At 63.8% G+C, this 13,843-nt stretch carries 15 protein-coding genes; 10 read left to right on the top strand and 5 right to left on the bottom strand.

Features of this window, described 5'->3' with window-relative positions; all coding sequences use genetic code 11:
- Window positions 1-122 precede the first annotated feature (122 nt).
- The 10 genes from rplS (at window position 123) to OCL88_RS10760 (ending at window position 8,326) form a co-directional block, all read left to right on the top strand.
- Window positions 123-476, top strand: coding sequence for a 50S ribosomal protein L19 (gene rplS, locus OCL88_RS10805; protein ID WP_014922079.1), 354 nt, complete (start codon window positions 123-125; stop codon window positions 474-476).
- An 82-nt stretch (window positions 477-558) separates the two neighbouring features.
- The gene (gene lepB, locus OCL88_RS10800; RefSeq protein ID WP_264962494.1) at window positions 559-1,233 is read left to right on the top strand and encodes a signal peptidase I; all 675 of its coding nucleotides are present in this window, start codon (window positions 559-561) and stop codon (window positions 1,231-1,233) included.
- The gene (gene lepB / locus OCL88_RS10795) at window positions 1,234-2,130 is read left to right on the top strand and encodes a signal peptidase I (RefSeq protein ID WP_264962493.1); all 897 of its coding nucleotides are present in this window, start codon (window positions 1,234-1,236) and stop codon (window positions 2,128-2,130) included.
- A complete protein-coding gene (locus OCL88_RS10790; protein WP_264962492.1) occupies window positions 2,131-2,901 on the top strand; it encodes a ribonuclease HII in 771 nt (256 codons plus the stop codon). It begins immediately after the preceding gene.
- A gap of 66 nt (window positions 2,902-2,967) precedes the next feature.
- Window positions 2,968-3,303 carry a DUF2469 domain-containing protein gene (locus OCL88_RS10785; protein WP_021470793.1) on the top strand — a complete coding sequence of 112 codons (336 nt, stop codon included), beginning with the start codon at window positions 2,968-2,970 and terminating at the stop codon, window positions 3,301-3,303.
- Window positions 3,304-3,410: 107 nt separating this feature from the next.
- Entirely contained in the window at window positions 3,411-3,776 is a 366-nt protein-coding gene (locus OCL88_RS10780; protein ID WP_170828544.1) for a YraN family protein, read from the top strand.
- Window positions 3,776-5,317: a YifB family Mg chelatase-like AAA ATPase gene (locus tag OCL88_RS10775; protein ID WP_264962491.1), complete on the top strand. Its 1,542-nt coding sequence runs from the start codon at window positions 3,776-3,778 to the stop codon at window positions 5,315-5,317. Before OCL88_RS10780 ends, OCL88_RS10775 begins: the two co-directional genes overlap by 1 nt.
- Window positions 5,314-6,543, top strand: coding sequence for a DNA-processing protein DprA (gene dprA / locus OCL88_RS10770; protein WP_264962490.1), 1,230 nt, complete (start codon window positions 5,314-5,316; stop codon window positions 6,541-6,543). The genes OCL88_RS10775 and dprA overlap by 4 nt, the downstream gene beginning before the upstream one ends.
- Window positions 6,544-6,605: 62 nt before the next feature.
- Window positions 6,606-7,532, top strand: coding sequence for a tyrosine recombinase XerC (locus OCL88_RS10765; RefSeq protein ID WP_166185488.1), 927 nt, complete (start codon window positions 6,606-6,608; stop codon window positions 7,530-7,532).
- A gap of 290 nt (window positions 7,533-7,822) precedes the next feature.
- Window positions 7,823-8,326 carry a DUF3145 domain-containing protein gene (locus OCL88_RS10760; RefSeq protein ID WP_193593522.1) on the top strand — a complete coding sequence of 168 codons (504 nt, stop codon included), beginning with the start codon at window positions 7,823-7,825 and terminating at the stop codon, window positions 8,324-8,326.
- Window positions 8,327-8,427: 101 nt separating this feature from the next.
- Here OCL88_RS10760 and OCL88_RS10755 read toward each other — a convergent pair whose 3' ends face one another.
- The 5 genes from OCL88_RS10755 to OCL88_RS10735 all read right to left on the bottom strand — a co-directional run bounded on the left by OCL88_RS10755 (window position 8,428) and on the right by OCL88_RS10735 (window position 13,470).
- A complete protein-coding gene (locus OCL88_RS10755; RefSeq protein ID WP_166185483.1) occupies window positions 8,428-9,663 on the bottom strand; it encodes a beta-ketoacyl-[acyl-carrier-protein] synthase family protein in 1,236 nt (411 codons plus the stop codon).
- Between the two features lie 133 nt (window positions 9,664-9,796).
- Entirely contained in the window at window positions 9,797-10,042 is a 246-nt protein-coding gene (locus OCL88_RS10750) for an acyl carrier protein (protein ID WP_011692310.1), read from the bottom strand.
- 107 nt (window positions 10,043-10,149) lie between these two features.
- Window positions 10,150-11,211, bottom strand: coding sequence for a beta-ketoacyl-ACP synthase III (locus OCL88_RS10745; protein WP_166185480.1), 1,062 nt, complete (start codon window positions 11,209-11,211; stop codon window positions 10,150-10,152).
- Window positions 11,208-12,137 carry an ACP S-malonyltransferase gene (locus OCL88_RS10740; protein WP_264962489.1) on the bottom strand — a complete coding sequence of 310 codons (930 nt, stop codon included), beginning with the start codon at window positions 12,135-12,137 and terminating at the stop codon, window positions 11,208-11,210. Before OCL88_RS10740 ends, OCL88_RS10745 begins: the two co-directional genes overlap by 4 nt.
- 88 nt (window positions 12,138-12,225) lie before the next feature.
- On the bottom strand, window positions 12,226-13,470 hold the full coding sequence (locus OCL88_RS10735; RefSeq protein WP_021474396.1) for a PucR family transcriptional regulator: 1,245 nt from the start codon (window positions 13,468-13,470) through the stop codon (window positions 12,226-12,228).
- Window positions 13,471-13,843: the final 373 nt, after the last annotated feature.

The raw sequence follows: 13,843 nt of genomic DNA, 5'->3' as shown, positions 1-13,843 counted from the left end.
CAATCAGCGGCGGCACCGTTCACAAAGAATCTTCGGCGGAAATTTCCGTGGGCCTCAATGCCCCGGGCTTGTCCGCCGTGACCCAAAGTGAATGACCTGTGGCGTTCACCAGGAGTGGATTAATGCATATCCTCGATAGCGTAGATGCAGCCTCGCTGCGTAACGATGTTCCGGAGTTCCGCGCGGGCGACACCCTCAAGGTTCACGTCAACATCATCGAAGGCAAGAACTCCCGTGTCCAGGTATTCCAGGGCTTCGTCCTGGGCCGCCAGGGTGACGGCGTTCGCGAAACCTTCACCGTACGCAAGGTTTCCTTCGGTGTCGGCGTAGAGCGTACCTTCCCGGTACACTCCCCGATCATCGACAAGATCGAGGTCGTCACCAAGGGTGACGTCCGCCGCGCCAAGCTTTACTACATGCGCGCACTGCGCGGTAAGGCTGCGAAGATCAAGGAAAAGCGCGACTTCGCCAAGTAAGTCCACCAACTTACGCAACGGGTCCAGGATTCGTGCCCGGAGGGTTCCGGAGCAATCCGCAACGCAACACAGGATACGAGTCATGGACACAGCAGAACGCCAGCCCCGGAAACAGGGCTGGCGTTTTGCGTTGCTGGCGCTGGTGCTCGCCGTGGCCATCAGCGGCCTGGTCCGGTCGCTGTGGATCGATGTCTATTACATCCCGTCCGAATCCATGGAACCGCTCCTGGAAACAGGCGACAGGATCCTTGTATCCAGGACGGCCTTCAGCGATGAACCCATTGCCCGGGGCGACGTCGTGGTTTTCGACGGCCGCGGTTCCTTTGCGCCGCTCAGCAGTGGAAAGGGTCCCATGGTGGACGCCGTCAACGCCGCCGGGCAGTGGTTCGGCCTGGTAGGCAGCGATACCACCTATGTGAAGCGGGTCCTGGGTATTCCCGGTGACCACGTGCAGTGCTGCGATGACGCCGGACGCGTGACGGTCAACGGCCAGGCCGTTGAGGAGCCCTACCTCTTTCCGGGCGACGAGCCAAGTAAGCAAAACTTCGACGTCGTTGTGCCCGAGGGGCGCTTGTGGCTGATGGGCGACCACCGCTCCCGTTCCGCCGATTCCCGGGCGCTGCTGGGGGCGCCAGGTGGCGGTATGGTTCCGATCGACCGGGTTATCGGTAAGCCGGTCCGGATTATCTGGCCACTTGATAGATTTGCAGAGATGCCTCGCTACCCGCAGGCCACCCCGACGAAGAACGGATACTAAATGCCGGACAGAGTTCCAGAAAATCCCGAGAGGCACGACGACGACGCGCGGCTCTTGGATGGAACCCCCGGCACCGACGGTGCCACTGAACGGGAAACGGGCACCGCAGGTGCCACTGAACGGGAAACGGGCACCGCAGGTGCCACTGAACGGGAAACGGGTACCGCAGGTGCCGACGATACCCGGGCTTCGCGTAACGCACGGGCAGGCAAACGCACGCAGAACGTGGCGATTGTGTGGCTCAAGGAAATCGTCACGGTGGTGGCCATCGCGCTGGTGCTGTCCTTCCTCCTGAAGACCTTCCTGTTCCGTGCATTCTGGATTCCGTCCGAGTCGATGGAAGCTACCTTGGACGTCAACGACCGGATCTTCATCAACCTGCTGGTACCGGGGCCCTTCGATGTGGCCCGCGGGGACGTGGTGGTCTTCAAGGACTCCCAAGGGTGGTTGACGCCGATCGAGAAGAAGCCGGCGGGCCCCATGGACTGGGTCGGGGACACCCTTGAGTTCGTTGGCCTCATGGCCGATGACAGCGAACAACACCTGGTCAAGCGTGTTATCGGATTGCCCGGAGACCATGTGACGTGCTGCGACGCCGGGGGACGGGTGAGCATCAACGGCGTTCCCTTGGACGAGACCTACATCAATCCCGCAGAAGTGCCCACCCCGGACACCTTCGACGTGGTTGTTCCCGAGGGCAAGGTCTGGGTGATGGGGGATAACAGGAACCACTCGGCGGACTCACGCTTGCATCAGGAGGCCAACGGTGGCTTCATCAATATTGAGGACGTGGAGGGCAAAGCGGAAGTCATCGCGTGGCCCATCAGCAGGTGGAGCGTCCTGGACAGCCACTCCGACGTTTTCAAGAATGTACCCGCCGGCACAACAGGTAAGTAGATGGCAACGGCACCAAACCGAACCAAAGGCACGGCCCCGGCCAAGGCAAAGGCAAGACCCAAAGGCGGCCTGAAGGCCAAGGCGAAGCAAGTTGTGCAATTTCCCACTCTGGACGTCGAACGCACCTTCCTGGCCTCCGGTGCCCGGCTCCTCGCCGGCGTTGACGAGGTAGGCCGGGGTGCGCTGGCAGGTCCGGTGACTGTGGGAATTGCCGTGGTGAACCTTGAGGATCATCCGCTGCTGGCCGACGTCCGGGACAGCAAGCTCCTCAAGCCCGAGGACAGGGACAGGTTGGAGCCCTTGGTCAGGGAGTGGGCTGTTGCCAGCGCGGTGGGGCACGCATCGTCGCAGGAAATCGACTCGATCGGGATCATCGCCGCCCTTCGCCTTGCCGGCACCCGGGCATGGTGCGAAATCCTCGCCGGAGGCATCACTCCGGATGTGGTGTTGTTGGATGGCAGCCACAATTGGCTTTCTCCTGAAGTGCAGGCTTCGCTGTTCGATGCGGCACCGGAGGGGCCCGGCTGTGAGGCTCCGGTCCACACCCGTATCAAGGCGGATATGAGCTGCTTGAGCGTGGCCGCAGCCAGTGTCTTGGCTAAAGTCGCCAGGGACCGCATCATGATTGATTTGCACGCCGAAGTTCCGGCCTACGGATGGAACGAAAACAAGGGCTACGCCACTCCCGCGCACCGTGAGGTTATCCGGACCCAGGGCCCAAGCGCGTACCACCGGACAAGCTGGCATCTGACGGGCCCGGAGGTCTCCTGACGAGCCGCGGAGTGCCGCCCGACGCTCCTGGCTTTGTGGATCAGGCCAATGGTGCAAGATGGAACTATGAGCGCCGAAGACCTTGAGAACTACGAAACCGACATGGAGCTGCAGCTGTACCGCGAGTACCGGGATGTGGTCGGGCTGTTCAGCTACGTGGTTGAAACGGAACGGCGTTTCTACCTGGCCAATCACGTGGACCTGCAGGCCCGGAGCGCCGATGGTGAAGTCTACTTCGACCTGACCCTCCAGGATGCCTGGGTTTGGGACGTCTACCGTTCGGCGCGCTTCGTCAAGAACGTCCGCGTGATCACGTTCAAGGACGTGAATGTGGAGGAACTTCCCCGCAACGAGGACCTGGCGCTGCCCAAGGATGGCGACCTGGGGGATCTCGGCAACTAGCTCCCGCTCCACTTTTCCTCCACAGCGTCCCGTGTGAATGGATTGTCCACATAGACGCATCATGAGCTGCCCTCAGTGGCCGCCAGCCGGAAGGCTTGGTGGCGGAGGTGGTGCTCATGCGAGCAAAGGACGTTCTTGGCCGCGAAGGCGAAAGCGTGGCCGCTGCATTTCTTGAAGGCCAGGGAATGCAGGTTGTCGATCGCAATTGGCGGTGCGGGGAAGGCGAAATAGACATCGTCGCCCTTGACGGTGACACCCTGGTCATCGCCGAGGTGAAGACCAGGCGAAACGTGGCCTTCGGCCACCCCTTTGAAGCAGTGGGACCGGAGAAGCTGGCCCGGCTTCATCGGCTGACATCCTCATGGTGCAGGGAACGCGGGGTGAACCCGTCGCGCCGCCGCGTGGACGTCGTGGGAGTTATCCACGACGGCGTGGGGTCGCCGCACGTCGAACACCTCCGGGATGTGTGCTGATGGCTGTCGGGCGCAGCTACGGAGTGGCCCTCGTGGGGCTGAACGGCTACATCGTGGAGGTCGAAGCCGATATCGGTCAAACGCTCCCCGCCTTTGTGATCCTGGGTCTTCCGGACGCTGCGTTGAATGAGGCCAAGGAACGGATCCGGTCTGCTGCCAGGAACTCCGGGATTCCCTTGAGCAGGCGGAAGATCACCGCCAACCTGATCCCCGCATCGCTGCCTAAGCGGGGTTCGGGGTTTGACCTTGCTATTGCCATGGCGGCATTCCAGGCTGCCGAGGACGTCAGTTCAACCAGCGGCACAGTGTTCATCGCCGAACTGGGCCTGGACGGCAGGCTGAGGCCCGTGAGGGGTATCCTGCCCGCCGTCATGGCTGCGGTGAATGCGGGCTACCCGGACATTGTGGTGGCCGAAGCAAACGCAGCAGAGGCCAGGTTGGTGCCGGGCGCGAACGTCCGCGGGTACACCACGCTCGCGCGGCTTGCCTATGATTTTGGCGCGGATCCCAAAGAGCTGGCTTTGGACTTTGACCCACCAGCGGAGGACGCAGCTGAGGGGGACGGCTGCACGGAAGCCCTGCCGCCCGACCTGAGCGACGTATCCGGCCAATCCGAAGCGCGGCAGGCATTGGAGGTCGCAGCGGCCGGTGGTCACCACATGCTGCTGACCGGACCGCCGGGGGCCGGTAAGACAATGCTCGCAGAACGTCTCCCGGGCCTTCTTCCGGACCTGGGGGACACAGCTGCCATGGAAGTGACGGCGATCCATTCCCTTGCGGCTGTGCGGTCTTCACCCGTGACGTTGATTCGGCGGCCGCCCTTCGAAAGTCCACACCACAGCGCTACAGCAGCCGCGATCATCGGCGGCGGATCGGGCCTGCCCCGCCCCGGGGCGGCTTCGCGGGCACACAGGGGCGTGCTGTTCCTTGACGAAACACCCGAGTTTGAACGCAGGGTCCTCGATGCCCTTCGCCAACCGTTGGAGAACGGGGACCTCGTCATTCATCGCTCCGCCGGGACAGCTGCCTATCCCGCGCGGTTTCAGCTGGTCTTGGCGGCCAACCCCTGTCCCTGTGGCAATGCTTCTGGCAAGGGCAAAGACTGCACGTGTACGCCGTTGATGCGCAGGAGGTACTTCGGCCGGATGTCCGGCCCCCTGTTGGACCGGGTGGACATCCAGTTGCAGGTGGACCGTGTCTCGCTGTCCGATTTCGGGCACAGCGGTACCGAGGAGAGCACAGCCGATGTGGCCCTCCGGGTCATGGCGGCCAGGCAACGTCAGGTGGACCGCCTCCGGGAGTACGGCTTCGAGACCAACGCGCAGGTGCCGGGGCGCGTGCTGCGCGGCGGACTGCGCCTTCAGCCAGGGACCACCAGGATTCTGGACACGGCGCTGGAACGGGGAATCCTGACGGCCCGGGGGTATGACCGCGTCCTCCGTTTGGCATGGACTTTGGCCGACTTGGACCACGCGGATGCTCCGGTACCGGATCACGTCGGGCAAGCCCTGGGCTTGCGCCAAACGAACGCAATGCCATGAACGGAACATCGAAGGGAGCAACGGAGTTGGGGGAACTGACCATGCAGGAGAAGGAGCGCATCGCCAGGGCGGCGCTGTCGCGTTTGATGGAACCGCAGGACATCGTCGGGCTGGCGCTGGTGAGGGCTGTAGGCGCCCTTGATGCTCTTGGCATCGCTACCGGAGAGCTCTCAGCAGGTGCCTCAGTGGAGCGGGAAATTACGGCACTCCTCTCGCAGGATGGCACCACCCCAACGTGGACTGGCATGGCCACAAGCCAACGACGCTGGGCACCGCGCGTCCGTGATCTGGCGCCCGAGCGTGACCTTGCGACGATGAGGAGACTGGGTGGGCGACTGGTCATTCCCGGAGACGAGCTGTGGCCTGAACAGCTGGCGGACCTGGGACTTCAGGAACCGTTGTGCCTGTGGTGGTGCGGCCCCGAGCGCCCGATTCCTTCGCCCCGGCGGACCATTGCTGTGGTGGGTTCCCGTGACAGCACCAGCTACGGTGCTTCTGTGGCCGGGGACTTCGCCCATGGCCTGGCCCAGCGCGGCTACTCGGTTGTGTCAGGTGGTGCCTACGGCATCGACGCCCATGCGCATCGGGGTGCTTTGAGCGGCGGCGCCTCCGACATGCCGACCATTGCCGTGATGGCCGGCGGAGTGGACCGCTTCTATCCGGCGGGCAACGAGGATCTGCTGCGGGCTGTCACCCATCAGGGAGCGCTGATCGCTGAGGTGCCACCCGGTTCAGCCCCCACCAGATACAGGTTTCTCCAGCGCAACCGCCTGATCGCAGCATTGGCTTCCGTGACGGTCGTGGTCGAGGCCAGATGGCGTTCGGGGGCCCTGAACACCGCCCATCATGCCGAATCCATCGGAAGGATCGTCGCTACCGTTCCCGGTTCCATCCATAGTGCCAACTCCGCCGGATGCCACAGGCTCCTGAGGGACGGCGGAGCGGTGTGCGTCACCGACGTGGGAGAGGTTGCCGAATTGTCCGGCAGGAGCGGCGAATGGATGGCTGCCGACAAAGAGACTCCGGCGGAGCCGCAGGACGGGCTGTCACTTGAGGACCTTATCCTTTTGGATGCGCTGCCGCTGCGCTCAGCCAGCTCCGTGGACAAGCTTGCCACCGTGGCAGGGCTGAGCCCCGATGCAGTTCGGGCGGGCTTGGGGCGCTTGGGACTTCTTGGGCTCGCGTCCTCGGAAAGGGGTGCGTGGAAACGGAGTGGGAACGCTTGATGGTCAGAGGCTAGTGCCATGTCCTGCAGCGATCCCGCACCGGACAGTGGCAAAGTGGAAAGGTGGATGGACAATCACTGCCCCCGGACTTTGGTAGAGCGGTCGAGGGCTTCAGGCGTTATCTGGAAGCGGAGCGGGCCAGGTCGGCCCACACGGTACGGGCCTACATGTCGGATGTTGAGAGCCTTCTTGGCTTCGCGGTACAGGAGGGGACCACTGATCTTCGCTCGGTGGACCTTGGAACGCTCCGCCGTTGGCTGGGTGCGCAAAGCGAATCGGGCATGGCGCGGTCCACCTTGGCCCGCCGGGCCGCGACTGCCAGGTCCTTCACGAAGTGGGCTCTTCGCGAAGAACTGATCCAGAGTGATCCCGCCCTGCGCTTGCAGGCTCCAAAACGCAGCAAGTCATTGCCCGGGGTCCTTCATCAGCGGCAAATCAGCAGGGTGGTCGATGAACTCGATGCCGCTGCCGCGGCGGGGGACCCGCTATCGGTGAGGAACCGTGCCATGGTGGAGTTGCTTTACGCCACCGGCATACGCGTGGGTGAGCTGACCGGCCTGGACGTCGACGATGTAGACCCTGACCGGCGGACCTTGCGGGTGCTGGGCAAAGGCAACAAGGAACGCACGGTTCCTTTCGGGGTCCCCGCTGCCGTTGCCCTGGACGACTGGTTGCGACGCGGACGCCCGGCCCTGGTTGTCTCCCTGAGCGGTCCCGCGCTTTTCCTGGGGCAGCGCGGCAAGCGCGTGGACCCGCGGCAAGTCAGGAGCGTCGTGGGCAATCTTCTCGAAGCCCTCGGCGACACCGCCGCTACCGGTCCGCACGCCCTGCGCCACAGCGCGGCCACCCACTTGCTGGACGGCGGTGCCGATCTCAGGGCAGTGCAGGAGATCCTCGGTCACAGCAGCCTTGCCACTACCCAGATCTACACACATGTCTCCGTGGAAAGACTGCGCAACAGTTACCGGCAAGCGCATCCGAGAGCCTAGCGCCCGGCAAATGTTGCACTGGCGGAAAAGTGACGTGTACGGCAAAATGTAAGCACCACCGCGGAACCTTCAATTTCAAGTTGAGGGTTCCTTGTTTGCCACAATGAACTCGTGTGCCACAATCGAGCAAAGTGATTCCATTGTGAAAGACTGGTTCTTATTAGCGGCGACCAGCGGGATTGGGTCGTCTTCAAATAACTGAATATCCCGCAGGGTTCACGGCATAGGTCAGTGTTGTCGTCCATGCAGAGGTCGTTGGGGAAGACGTACCTACAGCTATGGAGGATGGAATGTCTGTTGCAACAACCCGCGGTGTCCTGTTCGTGCACTCGGCTCCGACTGCTTTGTGCCCGCACGTCGAATGGGCCATTGGATCGGTCGTGGACAAGCGAACCGATCTTGAGTGGACCCCGCAACCAGCTGCGCCCGGAATGTTCCGGGCGGAATTGTCGTGGGTTGGCCAGCCGGGCACAGGTGCCCAACTGGCCTCTGCGCTCAGGGGCTGGGCACACCTGCGGTACGAAGTGACCGAGGAGCCGAGTCCCGGGGTGGACGGTGCCCGATGGTCCCACACGCCCGAACTCGGAATCTTCCACGCCGTCACGGATGTCCACGGTAACGTCATGGTCAGCGAAGACCGCATTCGTTACGCCTACGAGTCCGGTGCCGGCGATCCTTCGGCGGTCTATCATGAGCTTTCCCTTGCCCTCGGCGAAGCGTGGGACGAAGAGCTCGAACCGTTCCGCCATGCCGGCGAGGGCGCACCTGTTCGCTGGCTGCACCAGGTGGGCTGACTACCTCAAGCCTCCACCACTTTCCCATAGCAACCAGCAGGGCCCCCACCATACGCGGTGGGGGCCCTGCTGGTTCTGCGCGTCCGTTTCAAGGACCCGCTTTAGACGTTACGGACCGCGATGACTGCGTTGTGTCCGCCGAATCCGAAGGAGTTGCTCAAGGCCACGATGTCCCCGGCAGGGAGATCCCGCACCGACGTCACGACGTCAAGGGGGATTTCCGGATCCTGGTTCTCAAGGTTGATGGTTACCGGTGCCTTGCGTTCGTAGACAGCCAGGACCGTGAGGACAGCTTCGACGGCGCCGGATGCACCCAGGAGGTGGCCCATCTGGGACTTTGTGGCCGAAACCGCGACGTCGTCCACGTGGGTACCCAGGGCAGCCCGGAGCGCCGTGTACTCCGGCTTGTCGCCCACCGGAGTGGATGTGGCGTGGGCATTGACGTGAACCACGTCCTCGGCCTGGATGCGGCCATCGAACATGGCTGCTTTCAGCGCACGGGTAGCTCCGAGGCCCTCAGGGTCCGGAGCCGTGATGTGGTAGGCGTCTGCCGTGACCGACGTGCCGGCCAACTCGGCGTAGATGCGTGCGCCACGGGCGATCGCGTGCTCTTCGGCTTCAAGCACCAATGCTCCGGCGCCTTCACCCATCACAAAGCCGTCACGGTCGATGTCGTAGGGCCTGGAGGCGCGCTCCGGCTCATCGTTACGACGGGAAAGGGCCTGCATGGAGGAGAAGGCAGCCAACGGCATCGGGTGGATAGCCGCTTCGGCACCGCCGCACATGACTACATCGGCCTTGCCCGAACGGATCAGCTCCAAGCCAAGGTGGAGTGCTTCCGTGCCGGAGGCGCAGGCCGAGACCGGCGTGTGGGCTCCGGCGCGGGCCCCCAGGTCGAGGCTCACTGCGGCGGCAACGCCGTTCGGCATCAGCATGGGAACGGTCATGGGCAGGACCCTGCGGGGTCCCTTTTCCTTGAGGGTGTCCCACGCGTCCAGAAGCGTCCAGACGCCGCCGATGCCGGTAGCGAAGGCCACTGCAAGGCGGTCGTGGTCAATTCCTTCGATTCCTGCGTCTGCCCAGGCCTCGCGCGCGGCGATGACGCCGAACTGGGTTGAGGGGTCCATGCGCTTGGCTTCAACGCGCGTCAGGACGTCCAGTGCGGGTGTCGAGCACCTGGCAGCAAAGTGCACGGGGAGGTCGTACTTGGAAACCCACTCGTCTTCGAGGGTGTGGGCTCCTGAGACCCCTTTCAGCGCGTTCTGCCACATTGTGGGAACATCGCCGCCGATGGGAGTGGTGGCCCCCAGACCGGTTATGACTACTTTGCGTGCCATGCGATCACTCTCTGTCGGATGTGCCGTCCCGCCTGCAGTTCATGCAGGGGCGGCAGAAAAAATCTTTGGGCGGTAATGCGGCTGTGCCGGGCGCAGGATCAGCAACCCCCGCCCGGCACAGCTGGTGCCAGGACTAGGCCTGTGCGTTTGCGATGAAGCTGACGGCGTCGCCCACGGTCTTGAGGTTCTTGACCTCTTCATCCGGGATGCGCACGCCGAACTTCTCTTCGGCGTTGACCACGATGGTCATCATGGAGATGGAGTCGATGTCCAGGTCCTCGGTGAAGGACTTGTCCAGTTCCACGGCTTCGGTGGCAAGGCCGGTCTCTTCGTTGACGATTTCAGCCAGGCCGGCCAGGATTTCTTCGTTGCTAGCCATGATTGGCTCCTTTTCTTGTTGTGCCGGCTGCTGCCGGAAAGGGGGCAAACCGCGGTTACGGTTTGGATTTTGACTGCGTATTCAGTTGGCTGGAGACACGGCTCCGGTTACGGCAGCACGATCACTTGGGCGCCGAAGACCAAGCCGGCGCCGAAACCGATCTGCAACGCCAGGCCTCCGCTCAGGCCCGGGTTCTCCTGAAGGAGCCGGTGGGTGGCCAGGGGGATGGAGGCCGCGGACGTGTTGCCTGCTTGGGCGATGTCACGTGCAACGACCACCGACTCGGGCAGCTTCAGCTTCTTGACCATCTCGTCGATGATGCGCATGTTCGCCTGGTGGGGGACAAAAGCAGCCAGGTCGCTTGCCTCGATGCCGGCGGCATCCAGCGCCTGCTGGGCTACCTTCGCCATTTCCCAGACTGCCCAGCGGAAGACGGTCTGGCCGTCCTGGCGCAGGGTGGGCCACACGTCCTGGGTGGCGGAGAGGATGGCGGGATCGTCTATCTCGTCCGAGTGGCGGGCTGATTCGCCCAGCTTCCTGACTTCGTCCAGCGAGTGGGTCATGCCGATGGCGTTCCACTTGCTGCCGTCCGATCCCCAGACGGACGGGCCAATACCCGGAGTGTCCGAAGGTCCCACCACCACGGCGCCGGCGCCGTCGCCGAGGAGGAACGAGATGGTGCGTTCGTGGTTGTCGATGACGTCCGAAAGTTTCTCGGCACCAACCACCAGGACGTAGTCGGCGGCTCCGGACCGCACCAGCGCATCCGCCTGGGCAACCCCGTAGCAGTAACCCGCACAGGCGGCGGAGATGTCAAAGGCAGGTGCCGGCGTCGCGCCTAAACGGTCGGTGAGTGCAGCAGCCGCCGACGGCGTTGCGTACGGGTGGGTGACCGTGGAGACGATGACGGCGCCCAACCGGGATGCCTCAATGCCCGCCTGCTGGAGGGCGTCGCGGGCGGCCCCCTCGGCCATGTCGATCACGCTGACATCGGCAGCGGCGCGATGGCGGGTGATGATGCCGGTGCGCTGGCGGATCCATTCGTCCGAAGAATCAATCCACTGGCAGACGTCGTCATTGGTGACGATGACGTCGGGCCGGTAGGCGCCGATCCCGAGGATACGGCTGTTTTCGTGAACCGGAGCCTTCTTCAATACGGGCGTGCTCATGCTTCTCCCTCCAGTTCGGCAAACAGGGCAAGGGCGGCAGACAGGTCCTCGGGCGTCTTGACTGCTACGGTCTTGACGCCGGGCATGCCGCGCTTTGCGAGGCCGGCGAGGGTTCCCGCGGGGGCCAGTTCGATGACGCCGGTAACACCGCGCTCAACCAGGTTCTCCATGCAGAGGTCCCAACGGACCGGCCGGGAGACCTGGGCGATCAGGCTGTCGACGACGGCGGAACCGGCCTTCACTTCCTTGCCGTCGTAGTTGGACAGCAGGGGAACCGTAGGGTCCTGGGGCGCAAGCGAGGGCTTGAGTGCCTCAAGTGCGTCCACTGCCGGTGCCATGTGGGAGGTGTGGAAAGCGCCGGCAACCTTGAGCGGGATGACGCGGGCCTTGGCCGGTGGGTTGTCCGCAAGGGCCTTCAACTGCTCGAAGGTGCCGGCAGCCACGGTCTGGCCTGCGCCGTTGACGTTGGCCGGAGTAGCGCCGGAAGCCTCGATGGCTGCGAGGACGTCAGCCGGGTCCCCGCCCACCACGGCACTCATGCCCGTGGGAGTGACGGCCGCAGCGGCTGCCATGCTGTTGGCGCGTTCGCGCACGAACGTCATGGCCTCCTCGTCCGTGAGGACGCCCGCAAGCGCGGAAGCGGTGATTTCACCTACCGAGTGCCCCGCAAGAATAACGGGAAGAGTATTGAGTTCAACGTCGAACAAGGATTTGGCGGCGACGAGGCCCGCGGCCACAATCAGCGGCTGCGCCACGGCAGTGTCCTTGATGGTTTCTTCATCAGAGGTGGTGCCGTGGGCTTTGAGGTCGATGCCTGCGATCTCGCTCAGCTTGGCCAATTGGCCTTCGACGGAGGGGAGTTCCAGCCAAGGGGCCAGAAAACCTGGGGTCTGGGAGCCCTGTCCAGGGCAGACGATTGCAAGCACGTATCCAGCTTTCCAAATTGCCACGTGATCCACTGGTGTTTCGGTACACCAAGCTCACTGGGTCAGTTTGTAGGAAGTCTACAACGGTTCAGTTCTGCGAACGCGATGCGTGACGGTCGGCAGCGGCCTTCGGTTGGGCTGAAAGGCGCCCCACCACCAAGGCGGTTTGGAGAACGAAAGCTTCCCTCGGCAGTAGGGGATCCCAGCCCGTCACGTCGCAAACACGCTTCAAACGGTAGCGCACCGTGTTGGCATGGACGAACAATTCGCGCGCCGTGGCTTCCAGCGAATGTCCCAGCTCAAGGTAGGTGCCAAGGGTTTCAACCAGCCCGTTCGAGGCGGCCAGCAGGGGGCGGTAGATGTTCTTGATCAAGGACCTTCGCGCTGCGTCATCCCCGGAAACAACACGTTCAGGCAGCAGGTCGTCGGCCGCGACCGGCCGGGGAGCGGACGGCCATGCACGCGCCGCGGTCAGCCCCGCGAAGGCGGCCTGGGCGGAACTGCTTGCCTCGAGCAGGGAGCTGGCCTCGGGGCCGTACACCACCGCGCCGGGCGCAAAGAGTTCGCTCAGTTTTACATAGGCGGTGTCCCGGTCCTGGACTCCGCCGAGAATGAGGATCAAGCGGTCGCCTTGGATTCCCACGAGTGCGTCCTCCGCGAAACGTCCGGCCGTGCGGCGGAGTTCGCTGACGTAGCTGGCGCTCGGTTCGGAAGGGGAATTGCCCACCATCACCGTGAACCGTTCCTGGGCTTTCCAGCCCAGGGCCGCGATTCGAGAGCGCAGGGCGTCCGTGTTCTCGCCGCGGAGGATGGCGTCCACGATCAGCGCTTCCAGCCGGGTATCCCACGAGCCGCGGGATTCGGCCGCGCGGGCATACACGTCGGCTGCAGCGAAAGCCACCTCGCGGGAGTACCTCAGTACTGCTTCGCGCAGGGAAGGCTGGTCGGACTCCGGTGCGATGACCGGAACCTGGTCCTCCACTACCTCCACCACTATCCGGATCAGCTGCAGCGCTTTCTGCAGGCTGATGGAGCGAGTCAGTTCGGTAGGGGCATTGCCGAAGACGTCGGTCAGGATCCAGGACGGGGAACTCGGCCGCTCGTACCAGGTCACAAAAGCCGCGATGCCGTTTTGCGCAACAAGTCCCAGCGCGGAGCGTTCGTCCGAGCTCAACCGGCTGTACCACGGCAGTGATTTCTCCAGCTGTCGCATGGTGCTGGTGGACAGTTGTCCCACGTTTGCGCGGAGCTGGCGCAAGGTCTCGGCCTTCTCCGGGGACACCGCCGGCGGGGCTGCTTTGCGCTTGGTAGTGGTCTTGGTGGGCTCGGCCATGGAATGAGCATACGGTGCATCAAGACCAAGCTCCATTTGTGCGAAGGCTACAACTTCGCATGGTCCGGCTCACGTCACCGCGTGACGCTGCAAACGGCGTGCTTAAAGCCCGACGGCGGCCCCCACCTTCCGGTGGAGGCCGCCGCGCGGATTGATGCCGGGCTTGGCCTGTCAGGGGACTGGCCTGGGCCTTGGCGAAAAGGTCAGGCCTCTCCGCCTGCGCCTCCGGTGGTGCCGGCGTTCACGTCAAGCAGCCGGTACTTCGCGATGGCCTTCTCCGTGGCGTCTTCTGCGACTTCGCCCTTGGCGGCGAGAAGTTGCAGGGTTTTGGTGACGATGGAGTGGGTGTCGTTTTTGAAGTAGCGGCGGGCGG

This window comes from Paenarthrobacter sp. PAE-2 (assembly GCF_026013155.1).
Taxonomy (GTDB): Bacteria; Actinomycetota; Actinomycetes; order Actinomycetales; family Micrococcaceae; genus Arthrobacter; species Arthrobacter ureafaciens.
Note: the sequence above shows the minus strand (reverse complement) of the source record. Positions and strands in the feature narration are given on the sequence as shown.

Bases quoted from the DNA above. Each gene is read 5' to 3' on its own strand.
- rplS (WP_014922079.1), top strand. From the start codon at position 123: ATGCATATCCTCGATAGCGTAGATGCAGCCTCGCTGCGTAACGATGTT.
- lepB (WP_264962494.1), top strand. From the start codon at position 559: ATGGACACAGCAGAACGCCAGCCCCGGAAACAGGGCTGGCGTTTTGCG.
- lepB (WP_264962493.1), top strand. From the start codon at position 1,234: ATGCCGGACAGAGTTCCAGAAAATCCCGAGAGGCACGACGACGACGCG.
- OCL88_RS10790 (WP_264962492.1), top strand. From the start codon at position 2,131: ATGGCAACGGCACCAAACCGAACCAAAGGCACGGCCCCGGCCAAGGCA.
- OCL88_RS10785 (WP_021470793.1), top strand. From the start codon at position 2,968: ATGAGCGCCGAAGACCTTGAGAACTACGAAACCGACATGGAGCTGCAG.
- OCL88_RS10775 (WP_264962491.1), top strand. From the start codon at position 3,776: ATGGCTGTCGGGCGCAGCTACGGAGTGGCCCTCGTGGGGCTGAACGGC.
- dprA (WP_264962490.1), top strand. From the start codon at position 5,314: ATGAACGGAACATCGAAGGGAGCAACGGAGTTGGGGGAACTGACCATG.
- OCL88_RS10760 (WP_193593522.1), top strand. From the start codon at position 7,823: ATGTCTGTTGCAACAACCCGCGGTGTCCTGTTCGTGCACTCGGCTCCG.
- OCL88_RS10755 (WP_166185483.1), bottom strand. From the start codon at position 9,663: ATGGCACGCAAAGTAGTCATAACCGGTCTGGGGGCCACCACTCCCATC.
- OCL88_RS10750 (WP_011692310.1), bottom strand. From the start codon at position 10,042: ATGGCTAGCAACGAAGAAATCCTGGCCGGCCTGGCTGAAATCGTCAAC.
- OCL88_RS10745 (WP_166185480.1), bottom strand. From the start codon at position 11,211: ATGAGCACGCCCGTATTGAAGAAGGCTCCGGTTCACGAAAACAGCCGT.
- OCL88_RS10735 (WP_021474396.1), bottom strand. From the start codon at position 13,470: ATGGCCGAGCCCACCAAGACCACTACCAAGCGCAAAGCAGCCCCGCCG.